The 19573-nt window shown below is 75.6% G+C and carries 9 protein-coding genes; 3 read left to right on the forward strand and 6 right to left on the reverse strand.

Features of this window, described 5'->3' with window-relative positions; all coding sequences use genetic code 11:
* Nucleotides 1–712, forward strand: a 712-nt coding sequence (locus ACFC1F_RS16035; RefSeq protein WP_376158759.1) for a 4'-phosphopantetheinyl transferase superfamily protein, incomplete at its 5' end; no start/stop codon positions are given.
* Here ACFC1F_RS16035 and ccrA read toward each other — a convergent pair.
* The 4 genes from ccrA to ACFC1F_RS16055 form a co-directional block, all read right to left on the reverse strand.
* Nucleotides 696–1859 (reverse strand): crotonyl-CoA carboxylase/reductase, encoded by a 1164-nt coding sequence (gene ccrA, locus ACFC1F_RS16040; RefSeq protein ID WP_209412607.1) that lies wholly within the window; start codon nt 1857–1859, stop codon nt 696–698. The two genes, ACFC1F_RS16035 and ccrA, sit on opposite strands and share 17 nt — an antisense overlap.
* Before the next feature lie 83 nt (nt 1860–1942).
* A complete protein-coding gene (locus tag ACFC1F_RS16045; protein WP_376158761.1) occupies nt 1943–2158 on the reverse strand; it encodes an MbtH family NRPS accessory protein in 216 nt (71 codons plus the stop codon).
* 26 nt (nt 2159–2184) lie between these two features.
* Nucleotides 2185–5973: a type I polyketide synthase gene (locus ACFC1F_RS16050; RefSeq protein WP_376158763.1), complete on the reverse strand. Its 3789-nt coding sequence runs from the start codon at nt 5971–5973 to the stop codon at nt 2185–2187.
* Nucleotides 5966–14815, reverse strand: a complete 8850-nt coding sequence (locus tag ACFC1F_RS16055) for an amino acid adenylation domain-containing protein (protein WP_376158765.1) — start codon at nt 14813–14815, stop codon at nt 5966–5968. Before ACFC1F_RS16055 ends, ACFC1F_RS16050 begins: the two co-directional genes overlap by 8 nt.
* A gap of 578 nt (nt 14816–15393) precedes the next feature.
* On the opposite strand from ACFC1F_RS16055, the gene ACFC1F_RS16060 reads away from it, so the two are divergent.
* Nucleotides 15394–16644 (forward strand): protein kinase, encoded by a 1251-nt coding sequence (locus ACFC1F_RS16060; protein ID WP_376158767.1) that lies wholly within the window; start codon nt 15394–15396, stop codon nt 16642–16644.
* Nucleotides 16641–17168, forward strand: a complete 528-nt coding sequence (locus ACFC1F_RS16065; protein ID WP_307853114.1) for an RNA polymerase sigma factor — start codon at nt 16641–16643, stop codon at nt 17166–17168. The genes ACFC1F_RS16060 and ACFC1F_RS16065 overlap by 4 nt, the downstream gene beginning before the upstream one ends.
* A gap of 97 nt (nt 17169–17265) precedes the next feature.
* Here ACFC1F_RS16065 and ACFC1F_RS16070 read toward each other — a convergent pair whose 3' ends face one another.
* Together ACFC1F_RS16070 and ACFC1F_RS16075 are read right to left on the reverse strand one after the other, a co-directional pair.
* Complete coding sequence (locus ACFC1F_RS16070; protein WP_376158769.1) at nt 17266–18261, reverse strand: 2-hydroxyacid dehydrogenase; 996 nt, start codon at nt 18259–18261, stop codon at nt 17266–17268.
* Between the two features lie 121 nt (nt 18262–18382).
* Complete coding sequence (locus tag ACFC1F_RS16075) at nt 18383–19408, reverse strand: 6-phosphofructokinase (RefSeq protein ID WP_209412432.1); 1026 nt, start codon at nt 19406–19408, stop codon at nt 18383–18385.
* Nucleotides 19409–19573 lie beyond the last annotated feature (165 nt).

A 19573-nucleotide genomic window follows, 5' to 3' on the forward strand; every position in this document is an offset into this window, starting at 1 on the left:
GCCGGCCGCCGGGGCCGCCGCGCCCGCCCCGGCGGCACCCGCGCACGCCCCCCCCGCCGGCCCGGCGCCGCCCCCGCCCGCGGCCGGGATGCCGCCCACCCGCCGCCGCGAGTTCCTGGCCGGCCGGTGGGCGGCGCGGCGGGCACTGCGCGCGGCCGGGGGCCCGGGGGGCGAGATCGGGCGGGCCGGGCGCCGCCCGCTGGCGCCGGCCGGCTGGGCGCTGTCCATCAGCCACTCGGCCGGGCTCGCGGTGGCCGTCGCCGCGCCGCTCAGCCGGTACGCCGCCGTCGGCTGCGACCTGGAGCTGCGTCGGCTGCCGGCCGCAGCGGCCCGCCTGGTGCTGACCGGGCCGGAGCGCGCCTGGGCCGGCGACGCCGGTACGCCGGGTGCGGAACACCGGCTGCTGGCCCTGTTCTCCGCCAAGGAGGCGGCCTTCAAACTGCTGTGCGGGCTGCGGCCGGAGACCTTCGGCGCGCTCACCGTGGCCCGCCTGAGCGCCGACCCGCCGCCGGCCGGCGCCCGGCCGCGGGTCTTCCGGCTGCGGCCGATCCTGCCGGGCGTACCGGACCCGCCGGGCGCACCGGACCCGCCGGGCCCGCCGGGTACGGCCCGGGCGCCGGGCACGCCGCCGCCCGCGGCACTGGTACGGGTCGGCGCCGCGGGCGACGGGGTGTTCTGCTGGACGGCGCTGCCCGCTAACGTCCGGCGTTGACCAGCACCGCCATGTTCCCCGGCGGGTGCTGGTTGTCGTGGATGAGCTGGTGCGCCAGCCCGACGTCCTCGAAGTCGAAGGTGCGCGACAGGCACGGGTCGACGAACCCCTGCTGGATCAGCGCCGAGACCTCCCGCGCCTCCCGGGCGCTGGCCACGTGCGAGCCCTGCAGGCGCTTCTGCCGCATCCACAGGAACCGCAGGTCCACGTCGCCGTTGTAGCCGGTGGTGCCGCCGCAGATGACCACCATGCCGGCGTTGTCGCACAGGTACATCGAGGTCGGGATGGTGTCCTGGCCGGAGTGCTCCAGCACGATCCGCGGCGCCCGCCGCTCGCCCAGCACCTCCCAGAACCGGCGGCCGAACGCCCGGGCCCCCTGGAGCCAGTGGGCCATCGCCTCCTGGTCGGTGGCGTCCGGCAGCCGTCCCCAGTGGTCGAAGTCGCGCCGGTCGATCCAGCCCCGGGCGCCCAGGCGCACGCAGAACTCGCCGCGCTCCGCGTTGGAGACCACCGCCACCGGGACGCCCCCGGCGTGCCGGACCAGCTGGATCGCGATGCTGCCCAGGCCGCCCGCGCCGCCCCAGATCAGCACCGGGTCGCCGGGCCGGACCGAGTGCGGCTCCCAGCCGAACAGCTGGCGGTAGGCCGTGGCCGCGGTCGCGAGGTAACAGGCGGCCTCGGCCCAGGACAGCCGGGCGGGCTTGGGGTGCAACTGGTACTCGCCGACCACCGCGAACTGCGCGAAGGAGCCGTAGTTCTCCTCGTAGCCCCACACCCGCTGGCTGGCGGAGGTCGCCGGGTCGGCGCCGAGCCGGATGTCCTCGGCGTGCTCGTCCCAGGTGCTGGCGAGCACCACCACCGCGTCCCCGGGCTTGAACTGCCGCACCCCCTCGCCGGTGGCCCACACCACGCCGGACAGGTCGGAGCCGCCGATGTGGAAGTCCTCGGTGGCGCCCTGCTTCTGCCGCGCCGCGATCACGTCCAGCGGGTAACCCTGCGCCGCCCAGACGTTGTTGTAGTTGACGCCGGCCGCCATCACCTTCACCAGCACCTGGTTGCGGCCGACCGGCGGCACGTCCACCACCTCGGTGCGGAAGGCGTCCGCGGGGCGGCCGTAGCGCTCCCGGCGGATCAGCGAGGCGTACATCTGCCGCGGCGTGTGCCCCAACTCGGGGGCGTCGCCCAGTTCGTAGAGGTCCTTCTCGGCGAAGGGGACCTGGCTCGGCTGGATCACCGGGAGACTCCTTGGGTGGTGGAACCGGGGGCGGAAGCGGCGGCCGCGTGCTCGGCGGCCGCCAGGCAGGCACGGTGGGAGGCGGCCGGCAGCACCTGCCGCCAGCCGGCCGGGGGCTCGGCGAAGACCGGCCAGAGCGAGTGTTCTCCAGCGGCGTTCACCAGGAGCACGTGCGACGCCTCGTCGCCGCGGTCCTCGAACGGACTGCGCATGGGTCTCTCCTGTCTTACGTGGTCGTTCACGACTTCAGCGCGGCGGCCAGCACCGCGCCGATCTCGGCCATCGGCCCGGGTTCGGTCATGCCGTAGTGGCTGCAGGCGACCGGGTGGTCGTGCAGGGTGCCGGTGACGTACGGGCGCCAGGACTCGGCCTTGCCGGGCCTCAGCGACGGGTCGACCGTCCCGTCCGCGGCGGGCCGGTCCGCGCTCGCGGTGAAGAAGAGCGCGTCGCCGTCGAAGACCCCGGGTGCGAAGCCGGGTGCGATCCGCAGGTTGTTGCGCATCACCTCGGCGATCCGTTCGGCCTCCGCCCCGGTCACCGGCGAAGTCCCGCCGTCGGTCCCGGACAGCCGCGCCAGCACCCCGGCCACGGTCGGCAGCGGCCCGTCGCCCGGCTCCAGGCCCGCCACCCGCAGCAGCAGCGCCGCCACCTGGGACTCGATCTGCTCCTCGGTCCAGTGCAGGCCGTACGGCTGCGGCGCGTCCAGCATCGCCAGCAACTCCACCTCCTCGCCCTGCCGTTGCAGGGCGCAGGCGATGGCGTGCGCCACGAAACCGCCGTACGACCAGCCGAGCAGCCGGTACGGGCCGTGCGGCTGCTGTTCGCGCAGCAGCGCCACGTAGGCGTCGGTCATCGCCGCGGCGTCGGAGGCCGGCGAGCGCCTTCCGTCCAGCCCGAGGGCCTGGATGCCGAAGACCGGCTGGTCGGCGCCGAGGTGGGGCAGCAGCCCGGAGTACCGCCAGGACACGCCCGCCCCCGGGTGCACGCAGAACAGTGCGGTCTGCTCACCCTCGGCGCGCAGCGGCAGCAGCGGCGCGAAGGCCTCGGGGCCGCCGCCACGGCCCGCGGCCGCGATCAGCCGGGCCACGGTCGGGGCCGACAGCAGCGCGGCGGCCGGCACGTCCAGCACCCCGGCCTCGCGCAGCCGGCCGACCAGCAGCACTCCGCGCATCGAGTCGCCGCCCAGGTCGAAGAAGTTGTCGTCGACGCCGATGCCCTCGACACCCAGCACCGCCTCCCAGACCTCGGTGGCCGCCTGTTCCAGCGGGGTGCGCGGCGGCACCTGCTCGGTCGTCAGGTACGGGCGCGGAGAGCGTCCGGCGGGGGTCCCGGCAGGGCCGTCCGCCGCCCCGGCCGGGCGGGCCCCGGGGGCGTCGATCCAGTACCGCCGGCGGTCGAACGCGTAGCCGGGCAGCGGGACCGGACGCACCTGCTCGGCCGGGTCCGGCTCGGGCAGCGCGGCCACGCCGGCGCTCCACAGCCGCCCGAGTGCGGCCGCCAGCACCTGCCCGTCCGGGCTCTCGGCCTTGGCGTGCCGCATCGTGGTCACCCCCACCACCGCGGCCTGTTCGCCGAGCGCGGCGCCGGCCAGCTTCAGCAGGGTGTCACCGGGGCCGATCTCCACCAGCACCGGGTTGCCGCGCTCCCACAGCGTCCGGACGCCGTCGGCGAACCGCACGGTCTGCCGGGTGTGGGCGACCCAGTGCTCCACCGAGCCGGCCTGCGCGTCGGTGGCCCAGCCGCCGGTGACGTTGGTGACGTACGGGACGCGCGGTGGGCGCAGGGGGGACGAGCGCAGGTGCCCGGCCAGCTCGCCGAGCACCGGGTCCAGCACGGCGGAGTGCGCCGCGGCCGGCATCCGCAGGCGGCGGAACGTCACCCCCGCCTCCGCCAGCCGCCGTTCCAGCTCCGCCACGGCGGCCACCGGGCCGGCGACCGTGCAGGCGGCCGGGCCGTTGACGGCGGCCAACGAGACCCCCTCGGTCAGGAACGGCCGCAGCTGCTGCTCGCCCAGCGCCACCCCGACCGTGGCACCGCCGCAGGCGGAGATCAGCCGGATCCGCTCGTGGACCAGCGGCAGCATCTCCTCCAGGGTGAACACCCCGGCCAGGCAGGCGGCCGTGTACTCGCCGAGCGAGTGCCCGATCATCGCGTCCGGGCGCACCCCGCGCTCGGCGAGCTCCGCGGCCAGCGCGTACTGGGTGACCACCAGCGCCAGGAACGCCTCGGCGGCCGCCGGGTCCACCTGCTCGAACAGCGCGGTGCGCAGGTCCCCGCCGAGCCCGGGCCGCAGGATGCGGGCGCACTCGTCCACCGCGTCCCGGTACACCCCGCCGGCCCGGTACAGCTCGGTGCCCATGCCCACGTACTGGGTGCCACCGCCGGGGAACAGGAACGCCACCGGCCGCGGCGCGCCGTCCGCCACCTCCACCGGTTCGGGCAGCGGCGCGCGCAGCGCGCCCACCGCCTCCCGGGCACTGCGTACGGCGACCGCGGAGCGCAGCCGCATCGCCGGCCGGTGCCCGGTCAGCGTGTGGGCGACGTCGGCCAGCCGTAGCCCGGGGTCGTCCGCCAGCCGCCCGGCCAGCGCCTCGGCCTGGCCGCGCAGGGCGCCCGGGGTGCGGGCCGACAGCGGCAGCACCCGCCAGCGTTCCTGCTCCGGCGCCCGGGAGTCCGCCGGGACGGCCGGCGCCTCCTCCAGCACGACGTGCGCGTTGGTGCCGCCCACGCCGAAGGCGCTCACCGCGGCGCGGCGCGGGTGCCGGCCGGCCGGCCAGTCCTCCAGCGCGGTCGGCACCCGGAACGGGGTGGCGGTGAAGTCGATCAGCGGGTTGGGCCGCTCGAAGTGCAGGCTGGGCGGGACCTGCCGGTGCTCCAGCGCGAGGACGGCCTTGACGAAACCGGCGATGCCCGCCGCCGCGCCCAGGTGCCCGATGTTGGTCTTCACGGAGCCCAGCGCGCAGTAGCCGCGCTCGTCGGTGGTCTGCCGGAACGCCTCGGTGAGCGCCGCGACCTCGATCGGGTCACCCATCGCGGTCGCGGTGCCGTGCGCCTCGACCAGGCCGATGGTGTCCGCGGTGATGCCGGCCGCCACCTGCGCGGCCAGGACCGCCTCGGTCTGGCCGACCGGGCTCGGCGCGGTGAAGCCGACCTTGCGGCGGCCGTCGTTGTTCACCGCCGAGCCGCGCACCACCGCCCGGATCCGGTCCCCGTCGGCGATCGCGTCCTCCAGGCGCTTGAGCACCACCACGCCCACCCCGTCGCCGGAGGAGGTGCCGGCCGCGTCCGCGGCGAAGGCCCGGCAGTACCCGTCCGGCGAGAACGGACCGCCGGGCACCCAGCGGTAGCCCAGCAGCGCCGAGGGGTTGACCGACACCGCCCCGGCCAGGGCGGTGTCGCAGCGGTAGTCGATGAGGTCCTGGCAGGCCTGGTGGACGGCCACCAGGGCCGTGGAGCAGGCGGTCTGCAGGGACAGGCTCGGCCCGGTCAGCCCCAGTTCGTAGGAGACCCGGGTGGCCAGGGTGCCCAGCGAGTTGCTGGTGGCCGCGTGCACCAGGGCGACCGAGCCGGGCCGGCCGGCGTACTGCGGGTGCAGGTGCGCCGGGTAGTAGCGGCTGTCGCCCGCCCCCGCGTACACCCCGACCTGCCGGTCGCCGAAGCCGCCGGCGTACCCCGCGTCCTCCACCGCGTGGTAGGCGGTCTCCAGCAGCAGGCGCTGCTGCGGGTCCACCACGGCGGCCTCGGTCGGGCTGTAGCCGAAGAACGCGGCGTCGAAGAGGTCGATGCCCTCCAGGGCGGAGACCCTGCGGACCACGTCGGGGTCGGCCAGGTCCGCCGGGTCGCCGCCCGCGGCCAGGAACTCCTCGTCGCCCACCAGCCGCATGGAGTCCCGGCCGGCGGCCAGGTTGGCCCAGAACTCGGCGACGTCGGCCGCGCCCGGGAACCGGGCGGCCATGCCGATCACCGCGATCAGCGGCGGGTCGTCGACCGTGCTCGGGTCGGTGGTGGCCAGGTGCTCGTCAGGCATGGTTGTCGCCCTTCTGCTGTGCGGTGGTACGGCGGGCGGCCTGCGCGGTGCGCCGCCGCTGCGCCTGCTGGCGGGCCCGGTCCAGAGCCGAGGGGACGCCGGGGGCGCCGGCGGCCGGCGGCCCGGCGGGTCGGCCGGCGGCGCCGGTCTCCGGTACGCCGGCGGCGGGCGCGGTGTCGTCGGCGGTGCGCACGCCGGTCTCGGCGAGGTGCCGGGCCAGATCGCGCACCGTCGGGTGGCCGAACAGGTCCACCACCGTCAGCTCGGTGCCCAGCGCCTCGTTCACCCCGGCCTGCGCGGCCACCAGCAGCAGCGAACTGCCGCCCAGGTCGAAGAAGTTCTCCTCCCGGCCGATCCGCTCCCGGCCCAGCACCCGGGCCCAGAGCCCGGCGATGGTCTCCTCCAGCCGGTCCGCCGCGCCGTCCGGGGCCCCGGACGCGCCGGGCTCGGCGGACCCCGCGGCCCGCAGCACCCAGTGCCCGTCGACGTCCAGCGTCCGGGCCGCCCCGGCCGCGCCCGTGCACACCGCTCCCAGGTCCGCGCCGTCGGCCAGCACCACCCGGCCGGCCAGTCGCTGCACCGGGCGGGCCGGGCCGGCCAGGTGCGCGCGCACCCAGGGCGCCGTGCGGTCCGCGCCGATCAGCAGGTGCGGCTCGGCCAGCGAGGCCGCCAGGTCGTACGAGCGCAGGGCCGCCACCGGATCGAGGGCGCGGTAGCCGCGGGCCTCGGTCAGCGCCGCCAACCGGTAGCCCTCGCTCATCCCGCGTCCCTTCCAGGCGCTCCAGGCGAGACTGCGCACCGGGCGTCCGTCCCGCCCGTGGCGCACCGCGAGCGCGTCGAGGAAGGCGCAGCCCGCCGCGTAGGCCGCGTTGAGCGAGCCGCCGAAGAAGCCGTTGACCGACGAGAAGGCGGTGTAGGAAGCGCCCAGCTCCGCGGCCAGCCGGTGCAGCACCCAGCCGCCCTCGACCTTGGCGGCCAGCGCGGCCCGCCAGCGCTCGGGATCCAGCTCGGTGATCGGCGCCTCGTCCCGGGCGCCGGCCAGGTGCAGCACGCCGGTCAGCGGCACCGACCACGCGTCGCGGGCCCGGTCCACCGCGGCCCGCAGCTGCACCGGGTCGGTGACGTCTGCCGTCTCGTAGCGGACCTCGCCCAGCGCGCGCAGCCGCCGGTACGCCTCGATCCGTTCGGCCGCCGGGCCGTCCGCGGCCGGCCCCCGCTCCCGGTCGGGCTCGTCGGGCAGGGCGGTGCGGCCGACCAGCAGCAGCCGGGTGCCGGGCGTGCGCAGCAGGTGGGCGGCGAGCTCCGTGCCGACCCCGCCCAGGCCGCCACTGACCAGGACGAAGCCGGGCGCGTCGGGGTCGGCGCTCTGCTCGGACAGCTGTTGTTCGGGCAGCCGTTGTTCGGCCTGCTGATGTTCGGCCGACTGGTGTTCGGCCGACGGCTGTTCCGGCAGCGGCGCCAGCCGGCGCAGGTGACGGACCCCCGACCGGTGGGCGACCTCCGGCTCACCGGGCGGCAGCGCCAGCTCGGTCAGCAGTGCCCCGGCCGCCGCCTCGGCGTCGACGTCCGCCGCCAGATCGAGGTGGACGGCGCCCAGCCAGGGCAGTTCCTCGCGCAACGTGCGCAGCAACCCGCCGGCGGCCGCGTGCAGGTAGCCGCCCCGCTCGGCCGGCAGCACCGGGTGGGCACCGGCGGTGGCGAAGACCAGCGGCAGCCGGGCGGTGCGGTGCGCGGCCCGGGCGGCCAGTGCCCGGGCCAGCGCGAGCAGCGACTGCGCGCCGTCGCGCTGCGCCTCGACCAGCTCCGCGACGCTGTCGGGCTCGCGGTCGGCGCCGTCCAGCGCACCCAGGTGCAGCACGGCGTCCACCGTGCGGCCGTCCTGCGCGAGCCGGTCCAGCAGCCGGGCCAGGTCGGCCTCGTGGTCCGGTCGGACCCGGTAGCGGGCCGCGTCGGCGCGCTCGAAGCCGGGGCCCGCCGTCACCACGGTGCAGCGGCCGTCCGCCGCCCGCAGCCCGGCGGCCACCCGCTCCGCCACGGCGCCGGCCCGCTCGCCGCGGCCGGCCAGCACCAGGGTGTGCCCAGGGGTGCCGCCCGGCGCGCTGTGCGGCCGGGCGGGCTGCCACACCGGGCGCAGGAACCAGTCCGGGACGGTGACGGCGGTGCCCAGCAGCTCCTCCGCCTGCCGCAGCACCTCGTCGAACTGCCCGGCCTCGAAGCGCTTGCGCAGCTGGGTGCGCTGGATCTTGCCGATCTCGGTCTTGGGGATCACGGCCGCCGCGACCGGCAGCAGGTGGGCCGGGCTCACCCCGATCTCCCGCGTCACCTTGCCGCGGATCTCGCGCAGCGCCGCGGCGGCGTCCACCCCGTCGGCCAGGTGGACGAAGAGCGCCAGCTCGTCGGTGCCCGCCGACGGATCCGGACGCACGGCCACCGCGGCGGTGAAGCTGCGCACCACGGTGGTGAGTTCCTCGACGCAGGCCTCGATCTCGTGGCTGTAGTGGTTGACGCCGTTGACGATGATGACGTCCTTGGCGCGGCCGGTGATGTACAGCTCACCGGCGCGGAGGAACGCCAGGTCGCCGGTCTCGAACCAGCCGTCCGCGGTGAACGACTCGGCGTTGGCCTTGGCGTTGTCGTGGTAGCCCGAGGTCACCGAGGTGCCGCTGACCTGCAGCCGGCCGACCTCGCCCTCGCGCAGCACCCGGTCGGTGCCGTCCACGATCCGCATCGCGAAGCCCGGGTACGGCAGGCCGCAGCTGACGAAGGACTCGTCGGCCCCGGTCGGTTCGCCCGGCAGGCTGACGTCGGTGACCACCGAGCAGGTCTCGGACATGCCCCAGCCCGGGTGCATCACGTCCTGCGGCAGGCCGAACGGGCGCAGCACGTGCAGGAAGCCGCGGGCGGTGGCGGCCACCACGACCTCGCCCGCGTTCATCACCAGCCGCATCGGCGACAGGTCCCAGCGGCGGCCGGCCATCCGGTCGGCGTGCTCGGCCACCAGACCGAAGGCGAAGTTGGGCGCCCAGGTGACGCTCACCCGGTGACGGTCGGCCAGGTCGAGCCAGCGCAGCGGGTCTTGGAGCAACCAGCCGGTCGGCGCGTGGACCTGACGACAGGTCAGGTAGACGTCGCGCAGGTGGAACATCACCACGCCGGTCACGTGGTCCAGCGGGATCCAGTTGAGCGAGACGTCGGCGGCCGACAGGCCGTTGGTGACGGCGGCGGCCGCCGAGCGGGTGAGCACGTTGCCGTGGGTCAGCCGCACCGCCTTGGGCAGGCCGGTGCTGCCCGAGGTCATCAGCATCAGCAGCAGGTCGTCCGGCCGCGCCCGGTACCAGTCCAGGTCCTCCGGGCCCCGGCGCAGCGCGTCCACCGTGGCCAGCCGCAGCTCCGGCCAGCCGCGGCGCTGCGCCAGGCCGCGCAGCCCCGGCTCGCCGGCCGTGGTGGTGACCACCGGCGGCATGCCCAGCATCCGCCAGATGCCCTCCAGCTTGGTCAGTGCCGCCGACGCGGCCTCGTAGGAGGCGGGCACGGTCAGCGGGACGGCCGTGATGCCGCCCAGGATGCAGCCCCACAGCGCGGCGACGTAGTCCTCGGTGTCCTCGCACTGCAGGATCACCCGGTCGCCGGGGCGCAGCCCGAGGGCCCGCAGCCCGCCCAGCACCCGGGACGCCTCCGGGACCAGCGAGGCGTAGCTGCGCCGGGTCTCCGAGCCGTCCGCGCGGACGTGCACCACCTCCGCGTGCTCCCCGGCCGTGGCGGCGCGGCGCAGTGCCGCCGCCCAGCTGCCCACCGTCGGCTCCGGAAGCTCGGGGCCGGTGCTCACCGCGAGGGGCGCGTCCGTGGTGGCCGCCGCCTCGGCGGCCTGCTCCGCCACCGGCCGCCGCCGGGCGGTGGCCGGTCGCCGGGTGCCCAGCTCCTCGGGCGCGTCCTCGAGTTCGACGGTGGCCGCGCGGACGCCGGGCAGCGCGGCCAGCGCGCGCTGCCACTGTTCGGCGGTCACCCGGTCCAGCGGCGGCAGGCTCAGCAGCGCGGCGGTGTCCAGCGCGCCGTCGGCGTCGTACGGCAGGGTGCCGACCGCGGTCAGCCGGGCGTCGGCGCCGAGCGCCCGTGCGGCCTGTTCGGCGGCCCCCGCGCGGGCGGGCACCGCGAACAGCCGTGCCCGGCCGTCCGGTTCGCGGACGGCGGCCACCGCGCGCAGCCCGCCGGCGGCCAGTGCGGCGCGCTCCGGCGCGGCCGGGTCGGGGCCGGGCCGGGCCGGACCGACCGCGCCGTGCGGTGGCGGGGGAGCGGGCAGGGCGCCGAGCCGCTGCGCCGGGTCGGCGGCGACCGCGGCCAACAGCCGGTGCAGCGCCTGCGCCAGACCCTGGACCGTGGCGGCGTCGAACAGCTCGGTGGCGTATTCCAGATGGCAGTCCAGGCCGGCCGGGGCGCCCTGCTCGTCGGACCGCTCGACCACGTCGAGGAACAGGTCGAACTTGGCGGTGCCGGTCGCGGTGGGCCGCAGCGGCGCCGTGACCGGGCCCAGCCGCAGCACGGCCTCGCCCGCGTTCTGCAGTGCCAGCATCACCTGGAACAGCGGGTGCCGGGCCGGGTGCCGGGGCGGGTTGAGGGCCTCCACCAGCAGCGGGAACGGAAGGTCCTGGTGGTCGTAGGCGGCCAGGTCGACGGCCCGCACCCGGGCCAGCAGGGTGCGGAAGTCCGGGTCGCCGGAGGCGTCGGTGGGCAGCACCAGGGTGTTGGTCAGCAGGCCGACCAGGTCGTCCAGCGCCGGGTCGGTGCGGCCGGCGACGGGCGTGCCGATCGCGACCACCGGGCCGGCGCCCCACCGGGTGAGGAGTGCGCCCAGCGCGGCCTGCAGCACCATGAACAGGCTGGCCCCGCCGTCCTCGGCGAGCCGCAGCAGTGCCCGGTGCAGCTCGGCGTCCACGGTCAGCGTGCGGGCCGCGCCGCGGTCGCCGGGCCGGGTGCCACGGGGCCGGTCCGCAGGCAGTCCCGCGTCCTCCGACAGGCCGGCCAGCGCCTCGCGCCAGAAGGCCAGTTGCTGCTCCAGCAGGCCTGCCCCGGCCGGTGGCGGGGCGAGCAGGCGGCGCTGCCAGAGCGCGTAGTCGGCGTACTGCACCGGCAGCGGGCGCCATCCCGGGCCCCGGCCGGCGGCCCGGGCCGCGTAGGCCGCGGACAGGTCGTCGGCCAGCGGGCGAAGCGACCAGCCGTCACCGGCGCTGTGGTGCAGGACCAGGACCAGGACGCGGTCCTGGCCGGTGCCCAGCAGCCAGGCACGCAGCGGCAGTTCACCCGCCAGGTCGAAGCGGTGGCGCAGTGTGGCGGTGAGCTGCGCGGCGACCTCCTCGGCAGGGCAGTCGACCTCCGTCAGCTGCGGGGCGCGCTCCCCGGCGGGCAGCACCCGCTGCCGGGGCCGGCCCTCCGTCTCGATCAGCAGGGTGCGCAGGCTCTCGTGCCGGTCGGCCAGGTCGGCCAGCGCCGCACGCAGCGCTTCGACGTCCAGCTCGCCGGCCAGCGGTACCACCAGGGGGATGTTGTAGGTGGCGCCGGAGGCGTCGATCCGGTTGAGGAACCACATGCTCTCCTGTCCGTGGGAGAGCGGCAGCAGTTCGGGACGCGCGGCTGGCGCGAGCGGCGGGCGGGCCCCCGGCCGCGGACCGTCGGGCGTCAGCCGCCCGGCCACCCCGGCGGGCGTCGGGGCGTCGAACAGCGCCGCCACGGGCACCTGTTGACCGGTCTCCAGGCGCAGCCGGGAGAGCAGTCGGGTGGCGCTCAGCGAGTGGCCGCCCAGGGCGAAGAAGCTGTCGTCGCGGCCGACGCTGCCCCCGGGCAGGGCCAGCACCTCCTCGAACAGCCTGCAGACCAGGGCCTGTTCGGCGGTGTCCGGGGCCCGGCCGCCGGCCGCGGCGGCGAAGTCCGGCGCCGGCAGCGCGGCCGCGTCCAGCTTGCCGTTGCCGGTCAGCGGCAGCGCCTCCAGCAGCACGCAGGCGGCCGGGACCAGGTGTTCGGGCAGCAGCCCGGCCAGGTGGGCCCGGAGCGAGCCCGGGTCGGGCCGCTCGCCGGGCGCCGGTACGACGTACGCCACCAGCACCCGGTCGCCGCCCAGTTCGCGGGCCACCACGGCCGCCTGGGCCACCGCGGTGTGACCGACCAGGGCGGCCTCGATCTCGCCGGGCTCGATCCGGAAGCCGCGGATCTTGACCTGCTGGTCGGCCCGGCCCCGGTACTCCAGGGTGCCGTCCCCGGCGCGCCGGGCGAGGTCGCCGGTGCGGTACATCCGGGAGCCGGGTGCACCGAACGGGTCGGCGACGAAGCGCTGCACGGTCAGCCCCGGCCGGTCCAGGTAGCCGAGCGCCAGGCCGGGACCGGCGACGTACATCTCGCCCACCGTGCCGGGCGGCACCGGCTGCAGGCAGTGGTCCAGCACGTACACGCGCAGGTCGGCGAGCGGGACGCCGATGGTGCCCCGCGGGTTGGGCTCCTCGACCGCTTCCCGGGTCACCCGGTGGTGGGTGACGTGCACCGTGGTCTCGGTGATGCCGTACATGTTGACCAGCTCCGGGCAGCGGTCCCCGTGCCGCTCCAGCCAGGGGCGCAGGTGCGCGGCCTCCAGCGCCTCGCCGCCGAGCACGACGTAACGCAGGGCCAGGGGTTCCGCCTCGGCGGGTGCCTCCTGGTCGGCCCGCACCAGCTGGTGGAAGGCCGAGGGCGTCTGGTTGAGCACGGTGACGCGCTCGCGCCGCAGCAGCTCCAGGAAGTCCCCCGGCGCACGGGAGACCGCGTACGGGACGACCACCAGACGGCCGCCGTGCAGCAGCGCGCCCCACAACTCCCAGACGGAGAAGTCGAAGGCGTAGGAGTGGAAGAGCGTCCAGACGTCCTCGGGTCCGAACGCGAAGTGCTCGGCGGCGGCGAACAGTCGCAGCACGTTGCCGTGCGGGACCGGCACGCCCTTCGGCCGGCCGGTCGAGCCCGAGGTGTGGATGACGTACGCCACGGTGTCCGGGGTGAGCGGCGCGGTCCGGTCGGCGTCGGTGAGGTCGGCGGGGGAGAGCGCGGCGAGTTCCCGCTCGTCCTCCGGGGCGCCGAGCACCACGGGCGTCGGGCCGTCCGCGGGCAGCTTCGCGGCGCTGCCGGCCTCGGTGACGGTGAGCAGCGGTGCGGCGTCCGCGGTCACCAGGCGCAGCCGCTCGGCGGGCTGGGCCGGGTCCAGCGGCAGGTAGCCGGCGCCGGTCTTGAGCACGGCGAGGACGGCGGTGACCAGCTCGGCGGTGCGCGGCAGGGCCAGCGCCACCAGGCGGCCGGGGCCGGCGCCGCGGGCCGCCAGCAGACGGGCGAGCCGGTTGGCCCGGTCGTTCAGCTGGGCGTAGGTCAGGGTGCCCTGCTCGTCGGTGACGGCCGGTGCCTGCGGGGCGAGGGCCGCCTGCTCCTCGAACCGGGCCGGCACGGTGCCGCGGGCCGCTGCGGTGAGGGCGGCGGGCAGCGGCGGCGCCGGGGCGAGCTCGGGCAGCTGCCGGTGCTCGTGCGGCAGCAGCAGGGAGGTGCGGGCGAGCGGCAGGCCGGGCTCGGCGGCGGCCAGTTGGTCGAGCAGGTGCACGAAGCGCTGCTGGTGCGCGGTCAGCTCCTGGTCGGTGTAGACCGCGGGGTTCGCGTCGAAGGCCAGCCACAGCCCGGGACCGTCCTCGGCGGGGCGCACGTTGATCTGCAGGTCCTCGACGGCGCCGCCGGTGAGGTGGTGCGAGGTGCACGGGTGCCCGCCGAAGCGCAGGTCCTCGCTGAACGGGATCAGGTTGACCACCGGCCCGTACAGCCGCCGGCCCCCGTCGAGCAGGCCCAGGTCACGGCGCAGGTACTCGCCGCGGTACTGCTGGTTGCGCCGCAGGGCGGCCAGCTCGGCGGTGACCTCGCGCACCAGCTCGCCCACGGTGGTGGCCGGGCTCACCGTGACCCGCAGCGGCAGGATGTCGGAGGTGGTGCCCGGTGTGCGCAGCGCGGCCGAGCCCGGGCGGCTCATCGTGGCCAGCCCGAGCACCAGGTCCTCCGCGCCGGTCGCCCGGTGCAGGTAGGCGGCCACCGCGGCCAGCAGCAGGTCGGTGCGGGAGGCGCCGAACCGGCCGGCGGCCGCCGCCAGGGCCTCGGCGTCGGGCAGGACGGTGGCGCTGCGGCGGAACGGGTAGACCGGCGGCGCGGTGCGCCCGCTCAGCCGCACCGGCGCGGGTGCGTCGGCGAGGCGGTCGGTCCAGTACGCGCGGTGCCGGGCGAAGCGCTCCGAGGAGCGGTACGCGGCGTCGGCCTCCAGGAGCGGGCCGATCGGGCCGAACGGATCCGGCGGGACTTCATCGCCCGCGGCCAGCGCGCTGTAGGTCTCGGCCAGCCGGCGGGCCACCAGCTTGTAGCTGTAGCCGTCCAGCAGGATGTGGTGGGCGCGCAGGGACCAGGCGTAGTGGTCGGTGCCCAGCGTGAACAGTGCGTGGGTGAACAGCGGGCCGCTCTCCAGGTCCACGGCGGCGGCCAGGTCGGCGCGGATCCACGCCTCGGCCGCGGTCCGCGGCTCGGGCTCCGCGCTCACGTCGACCCGGTGCAGCGGCCAGTCGGCCGGCTCGGCGGGCAGCACGCAGCACGGTCCGTCCGGGGTGTCGCGGAAGCGCAGTGCGAAGGTCTGGGCCTCCGCCACCGTGCGGCGCAGGGCGGTCTCGAAGAGCGCCGGGTCGATGCGGCCGTGGATCTCGACGTACTCGGCGGTGTTGTAGGCGCCATTGGTCGGGTCGAGCCGCTGGGCGAACCAGATTCCTTCCTGGGCGCCCGACAGCGGCCGGAGTTCTTCCTCATGGACTGACATGGCACCAACCTTCAGCGCGGAGCGGGAATACCGCCGGAGAGACCGGCCGATGTGATCGAGCAGGAGTCGGGGCGCGCGCGAGGAAATCTGCCGGCGTACCCGAGGAAAGCTCAAGGAAAGAAGGGTGAAATTCGGGCCCAACGGAGCCCGGCGTGGAGAGGCGTCGCCCCGGTGAATGCATTGGCGACGGTGATCACTCAGAGCCTCATTATCAGGAGGCACCCTTGTCAGGTCAAGGTCAACTTCGGTGGGGGCAACTGGGACAGAAGTGGACAACTGATGCGTTCGGCCAGCTCGGATGTGGATCTCCCGGCTCCCGTGTCGGGGTGGATTTGGCCGAGAACTCGCTGGAAGACGCGATTCGGCCATGTCTGAGAGGCGACCTTGGCGCATACGTGACCAGGTGAAAAGCTGAGCGCGCGGACTCCTTCAGCGGGTCCGCCGCAGCTACGGGGGATACGAATTGTGCTGCGGAAATGCGGATTCGGCTGGACCTGATCCGGTCGCCGTCCCGCAGGACCGAACAGTGCTCCGTTCCACAGCTCGAAAGGCTCACCATGCAGCGCTTGCTATGCCCCGTGGAAACGCTTTACGTCGGCCAGCGGAGCCGGGCCGTCATTTCCTGCGCGGTGTCGGGCGGGGTCGACCCGCAGGTGCTCACCGCGGCCTTCGCGGACCTGACCGCCCAGCACCCGCCACTGCGCTGCCGCATCGCACGCGAGGACGCCGGGTTCGTCCTCCAGGAGCTCGACGCCCCGCCGCGCCTGGTGGTGCGGGAGGGCGCCGACGACGGCTACGGCGACGAACTCAACGCCCCGCTGCCGGTGGGCGGGCCGCTGGTCCGCGCCACGCTGCTGCGCGGCGCCGGTACCGACACCCTGGTGCTGGTCATCGACCACGCCATCACCGACGGCCACAGCGCCATCGCACTGCACCACGCGCTCTGGGAGCGCTACGGGCAGCTGCTCGCCGCACCCGGCACGGCCCCGGAGCCGTGGCGCACCGACTGGCCGGCGCCGCTGACCGAGCAACTGCCGCCCTGCCCCGAGGAGGAGGTCGCCCGGTACTTCGACCGCCGCGTGGCCGCCGCCCGGTCCCGCCCGGTCGAGCTGCTGCCCTACGACGCCGCGGGCGGGGCCGAGGGTGGCCGGATCGAGGTTGCCCGACTGCGGCTGAGCGCCGAACGGACCGCCCGACTGCGCATCGCGGCAGCCGCGTTCGGGGTCTCGGTACAGGGACTGATCGCCGGCGCCCTGCTGGTCGCCGCCCGGCGGCGGCTGCCCGGTGAGGGTCCGCGGACGCTCGGCTGCCTGTCGCCCGTCGACGTGCGCTCCCGGATGACGCCCCCGGTGCCGCGCGAGCTGATGATCGCCGCCGTCACCTCCAACGTCCAGGCGCTCGACGTCGCCCCGGACAGCGAGCCGATGGAGCTGGCCCGCACGGTGACCGGCGGGCTGCGCCAGGCCCTGGAGGCCGGCGAACCGCTGTTGGAGGTGCGCATCATGCCCCGGGTGGCGGAGTTCCCGCCGCTGATGGCCGGCACGGTGATCGCCACCAACATGGGAGCCGTCGCGGCCCCGCCGCTGCCCGAGGGGCTGGAGCTGCTCGACGTGCGGCTGGTGCCGGCGCGGGAGCAGTACTTCCCGCAGGCCGGGCGCAGCCCGCTGATGGCCTGTGTGACCACCTTCGACGGGCGCCTCGCGGTGGAGTTCCCCTACTGGACCGAGTGCTTCAGCGCCCCCTTCATGGCCCTCCTGCGGGACGACGTGCAGTCCACGCTCCTGGACCTCGCCGCGCTCGGCGGGCCGACCGGGAGCGCCGCGTCGTGACGGCGGTCGACACGAGCCCGGCCGCGACCGCGGCGCCGCTGCTCGCGCGGGCGCAGGCCGGCGACCGGCAGGCGCTCAACGACCTGCTGGCCCACATCGCGCCCTACGTCTCCCGGGTGTGCACGCCGATCGCCCGGCGGCACGGCCCGGACGCCGTCCAGGAGGCCCTGCTCGCGGTCTACCGCGGTGTGCACGGCCTGCGGGACACCGGGGCGTTCTACGGCTGGGTGCGCGCCATCGCCGTCCGCGAGGCGGTGCGCGCCGCCCGGCTCTCGGTGGACTCCACCGCGGACGCGCTCCCCGAGGTCACCCAGGACGCCAACCCGTTGGACGTCGTGCACATCGACGACATCCTGGACCGCCTCTCCCGTCAGCACCAACAGGTGCTCTCGCTCAGGGTGTTGGGCCTGAGCGAGGAGGAGATCGCGCATGCCCTGCAGCTCCCGGTCGGCACCGTCCGCTCCCGCCTGCACCGGGCCCGGCGCCGCTTCCGCCAGCACTGGAACGCCACGCCGATCTGCTGACCCGGCTCCCGGCGGACGCCCTTCGCCCGCTGCGGCCCGCGGGCCGCACGGCCCGTGCACGCCGGGAGGGTCCGGCCCGTTGCGGGGTCGGCTCGGGTCAGGTCCTCGGTACCAGGGTGTTCTCGTTGGTGCGTCCGGCGCTGAAGTCCTCGATGTTGCGGGCGGTGGCGTCGATGATCTGGCCGACGGCGGTGCGGGTGAAGTAGGCCTGGTGCGAGGTGACCAGGACGTGGGGGAAGGTGACCAGGCGGGCGAGGGTGTCGTCGCTGATGCCCTCGACGGAGCGGTCGTAGAAGAAGACGCCGGTCTCCTCCTCGTAGACGTCGAGGCCGACGCCGGAGAGCCGTCCGGCGCGCAGGGTCTCGACCAGGGCGGCGGTGTCGACGAGGCCGCCCCGGCTGGAGTTGACCAGGATCGCGTCGTCCTTCATCCGGGCCAGCGCGGCGGCGTCGATCAGGTGGTGGGTGGCGGGCAGCAGGGGGACGTGCAGGCTGATCAGGTCGGCACGGGCGAGGAGGTCGGGCAACTCGGTGTAGGTCATGCCGAGTTCGCGGCAGGCGGGGTTCTCGGCGATGTCCCAGCCGAGCAGCTCGGTGCTGAAGCCGTGGGCGATCCGGGCGAAGCACTCGCCGATCTTGCCGGTGCCGATCACGCCGACCGTCATGCCGTGGACGTCGCGGCCGAGCAGGCCGTCGAGGCGGAAGTCGAACTCCCGGCAGCGCAGGGCGGCCCGGGTGAGCCGGCGGTTGACGGCCAGGGCCAGCGCCCACGCGTGCTCGGCGACCGCGTAGGGGCTGTAGTACGAGACCCGGGCCACCGTGAGGCCGAGTTCGGCGGCGGCCTCCAGGTCGATGTTGTTGAATCCGGTCGAGCGCTGGGCGATCAGCTTGGTGCCGCCGGCCGCGAGGAGGGTGAGGGTGCCGGCGTCCAGGACGTCGTTGACGCTGCTGCTGACGCCCGGGTAGCCGGCGGCCAGCGGGGCGGTGTCCCGGTTGAGGAAGACGCTCAGGCAGCGCAGTTCGTGCCGGCCCGTGAACGCCTGCTCCAGCAGGGGCCGCTCGTCGGCCTGAACGCCGTACGCGAGGATCTCCATCGGCTGCATCCTTCCCGTGGTGGTCTGCTCCACCGGCCACGCTAGCCCGCGGCCGCGCGCGGCGTGCGGGAACGACACCGGCCCCGGGCGGTTGCCCGGGGCCGGTGGGGGTGGGGGAGGGTCAGAGGACCGTCTCCGCCTCCAGGTAGCGATCCTGCGGCACGGTCTTCAGCTCGGCGACGGCCTCGCCCAGCGGCACCAGGTTGATGTTGGTGCCCTGCAGCGCGGTGATGTGGCCGAAGGCGCCCTTGTGGACGGCCTCCACGGCGTGCCAGCCGAACCGGGTGGCCAGCACCCGGTCGTACGCGGTCGGGGTGCCGCCGCGCTGGGTGTGGCCGAGGATCACCGGGCGGGCCTCCTTGCCGAGGCGGTGCTCCAGCTCGCGGGAGAGCTGGGTGGCGATGCCGGTGAACCGCTCGTGACCGTAGATGTCCTTGCTGCCCTCTTCCCAGTGCATGGTGCCGGCCTCGGGCTTGGCACCCTCGGCGCAGACCACGATCGCGAACTTCTTCTGCCGGTCGAAGCGCTCGCGGACGACGGCGGTCAGCTTGTCGATGTGGAAGGGGCGCTCCGGGACGACGATCGCGTGGGCGCCGGCGGCCATGCCCGCGTTGAGCGCGATCCAGCCCGTGTGGCGGCCCATGACCTCGACGACCATGACGCGCTGGTGCGACTCGGCGGTGGTCTTCAGCCGGTCCAGGGCCTCGGTGGCGACCGAGACGGCGGTGTCGAAGCCGAAGGTGACGTCGGTGCACGCGATGTCGTTGTCGATCGTCTTCGGCACGCCGACGATCGGCAGGCCGGCGTCGCTCATCAGCTTGGCGGCCTTGAGGGTGCCCTCGCCGCCGATCGGGATGACGGCGTCCAGGCCGAGGTCCGCGCAGTACCGCTTGGCGCGTTCGACGCCGTCGCGCAGGTGGCTCGGCTGCACCCGGGAGGAGCCGAGAATGGTGCCACCCTGGGCCAGGATGCCGCTCACCGAGTCCAGGGTGAGGGGGCGGTGCACGCCCTCCAGGAAACCGCGCCAGCCGTCCTCGAACCCGATGATCTCGTCACCGTGGTCGACCACCCCCCGGTGGACCACGGAGCGGATCACCGCGTTCAGGCCGGGGCAGTCACCGCCGCTGGTCAGCACTCCAATACGCATTGCTTTGCAACTCCCGAGCAGAACCGAGGAACGGCCGGACTACAGGCTGGGACGACGAACCGTCACCGTAGCGGCCCCGTTCCACGCCGTGATGGCGGGGAGATGACCGTGGGGTGAAGGACCGGCCGATCCGGACAGAACATCCGAAACCGGCCGCGAAGTCGA

The sequence above is a fragment of the Kitasatospora sp. NPDC056181 genome, assembly GCF_042266225.1.
Lineage (GTDB): Bacteria > Actinomycetota > Actinomycetes > Streptomycetales > Streptomycetaceae > Kitasatospora.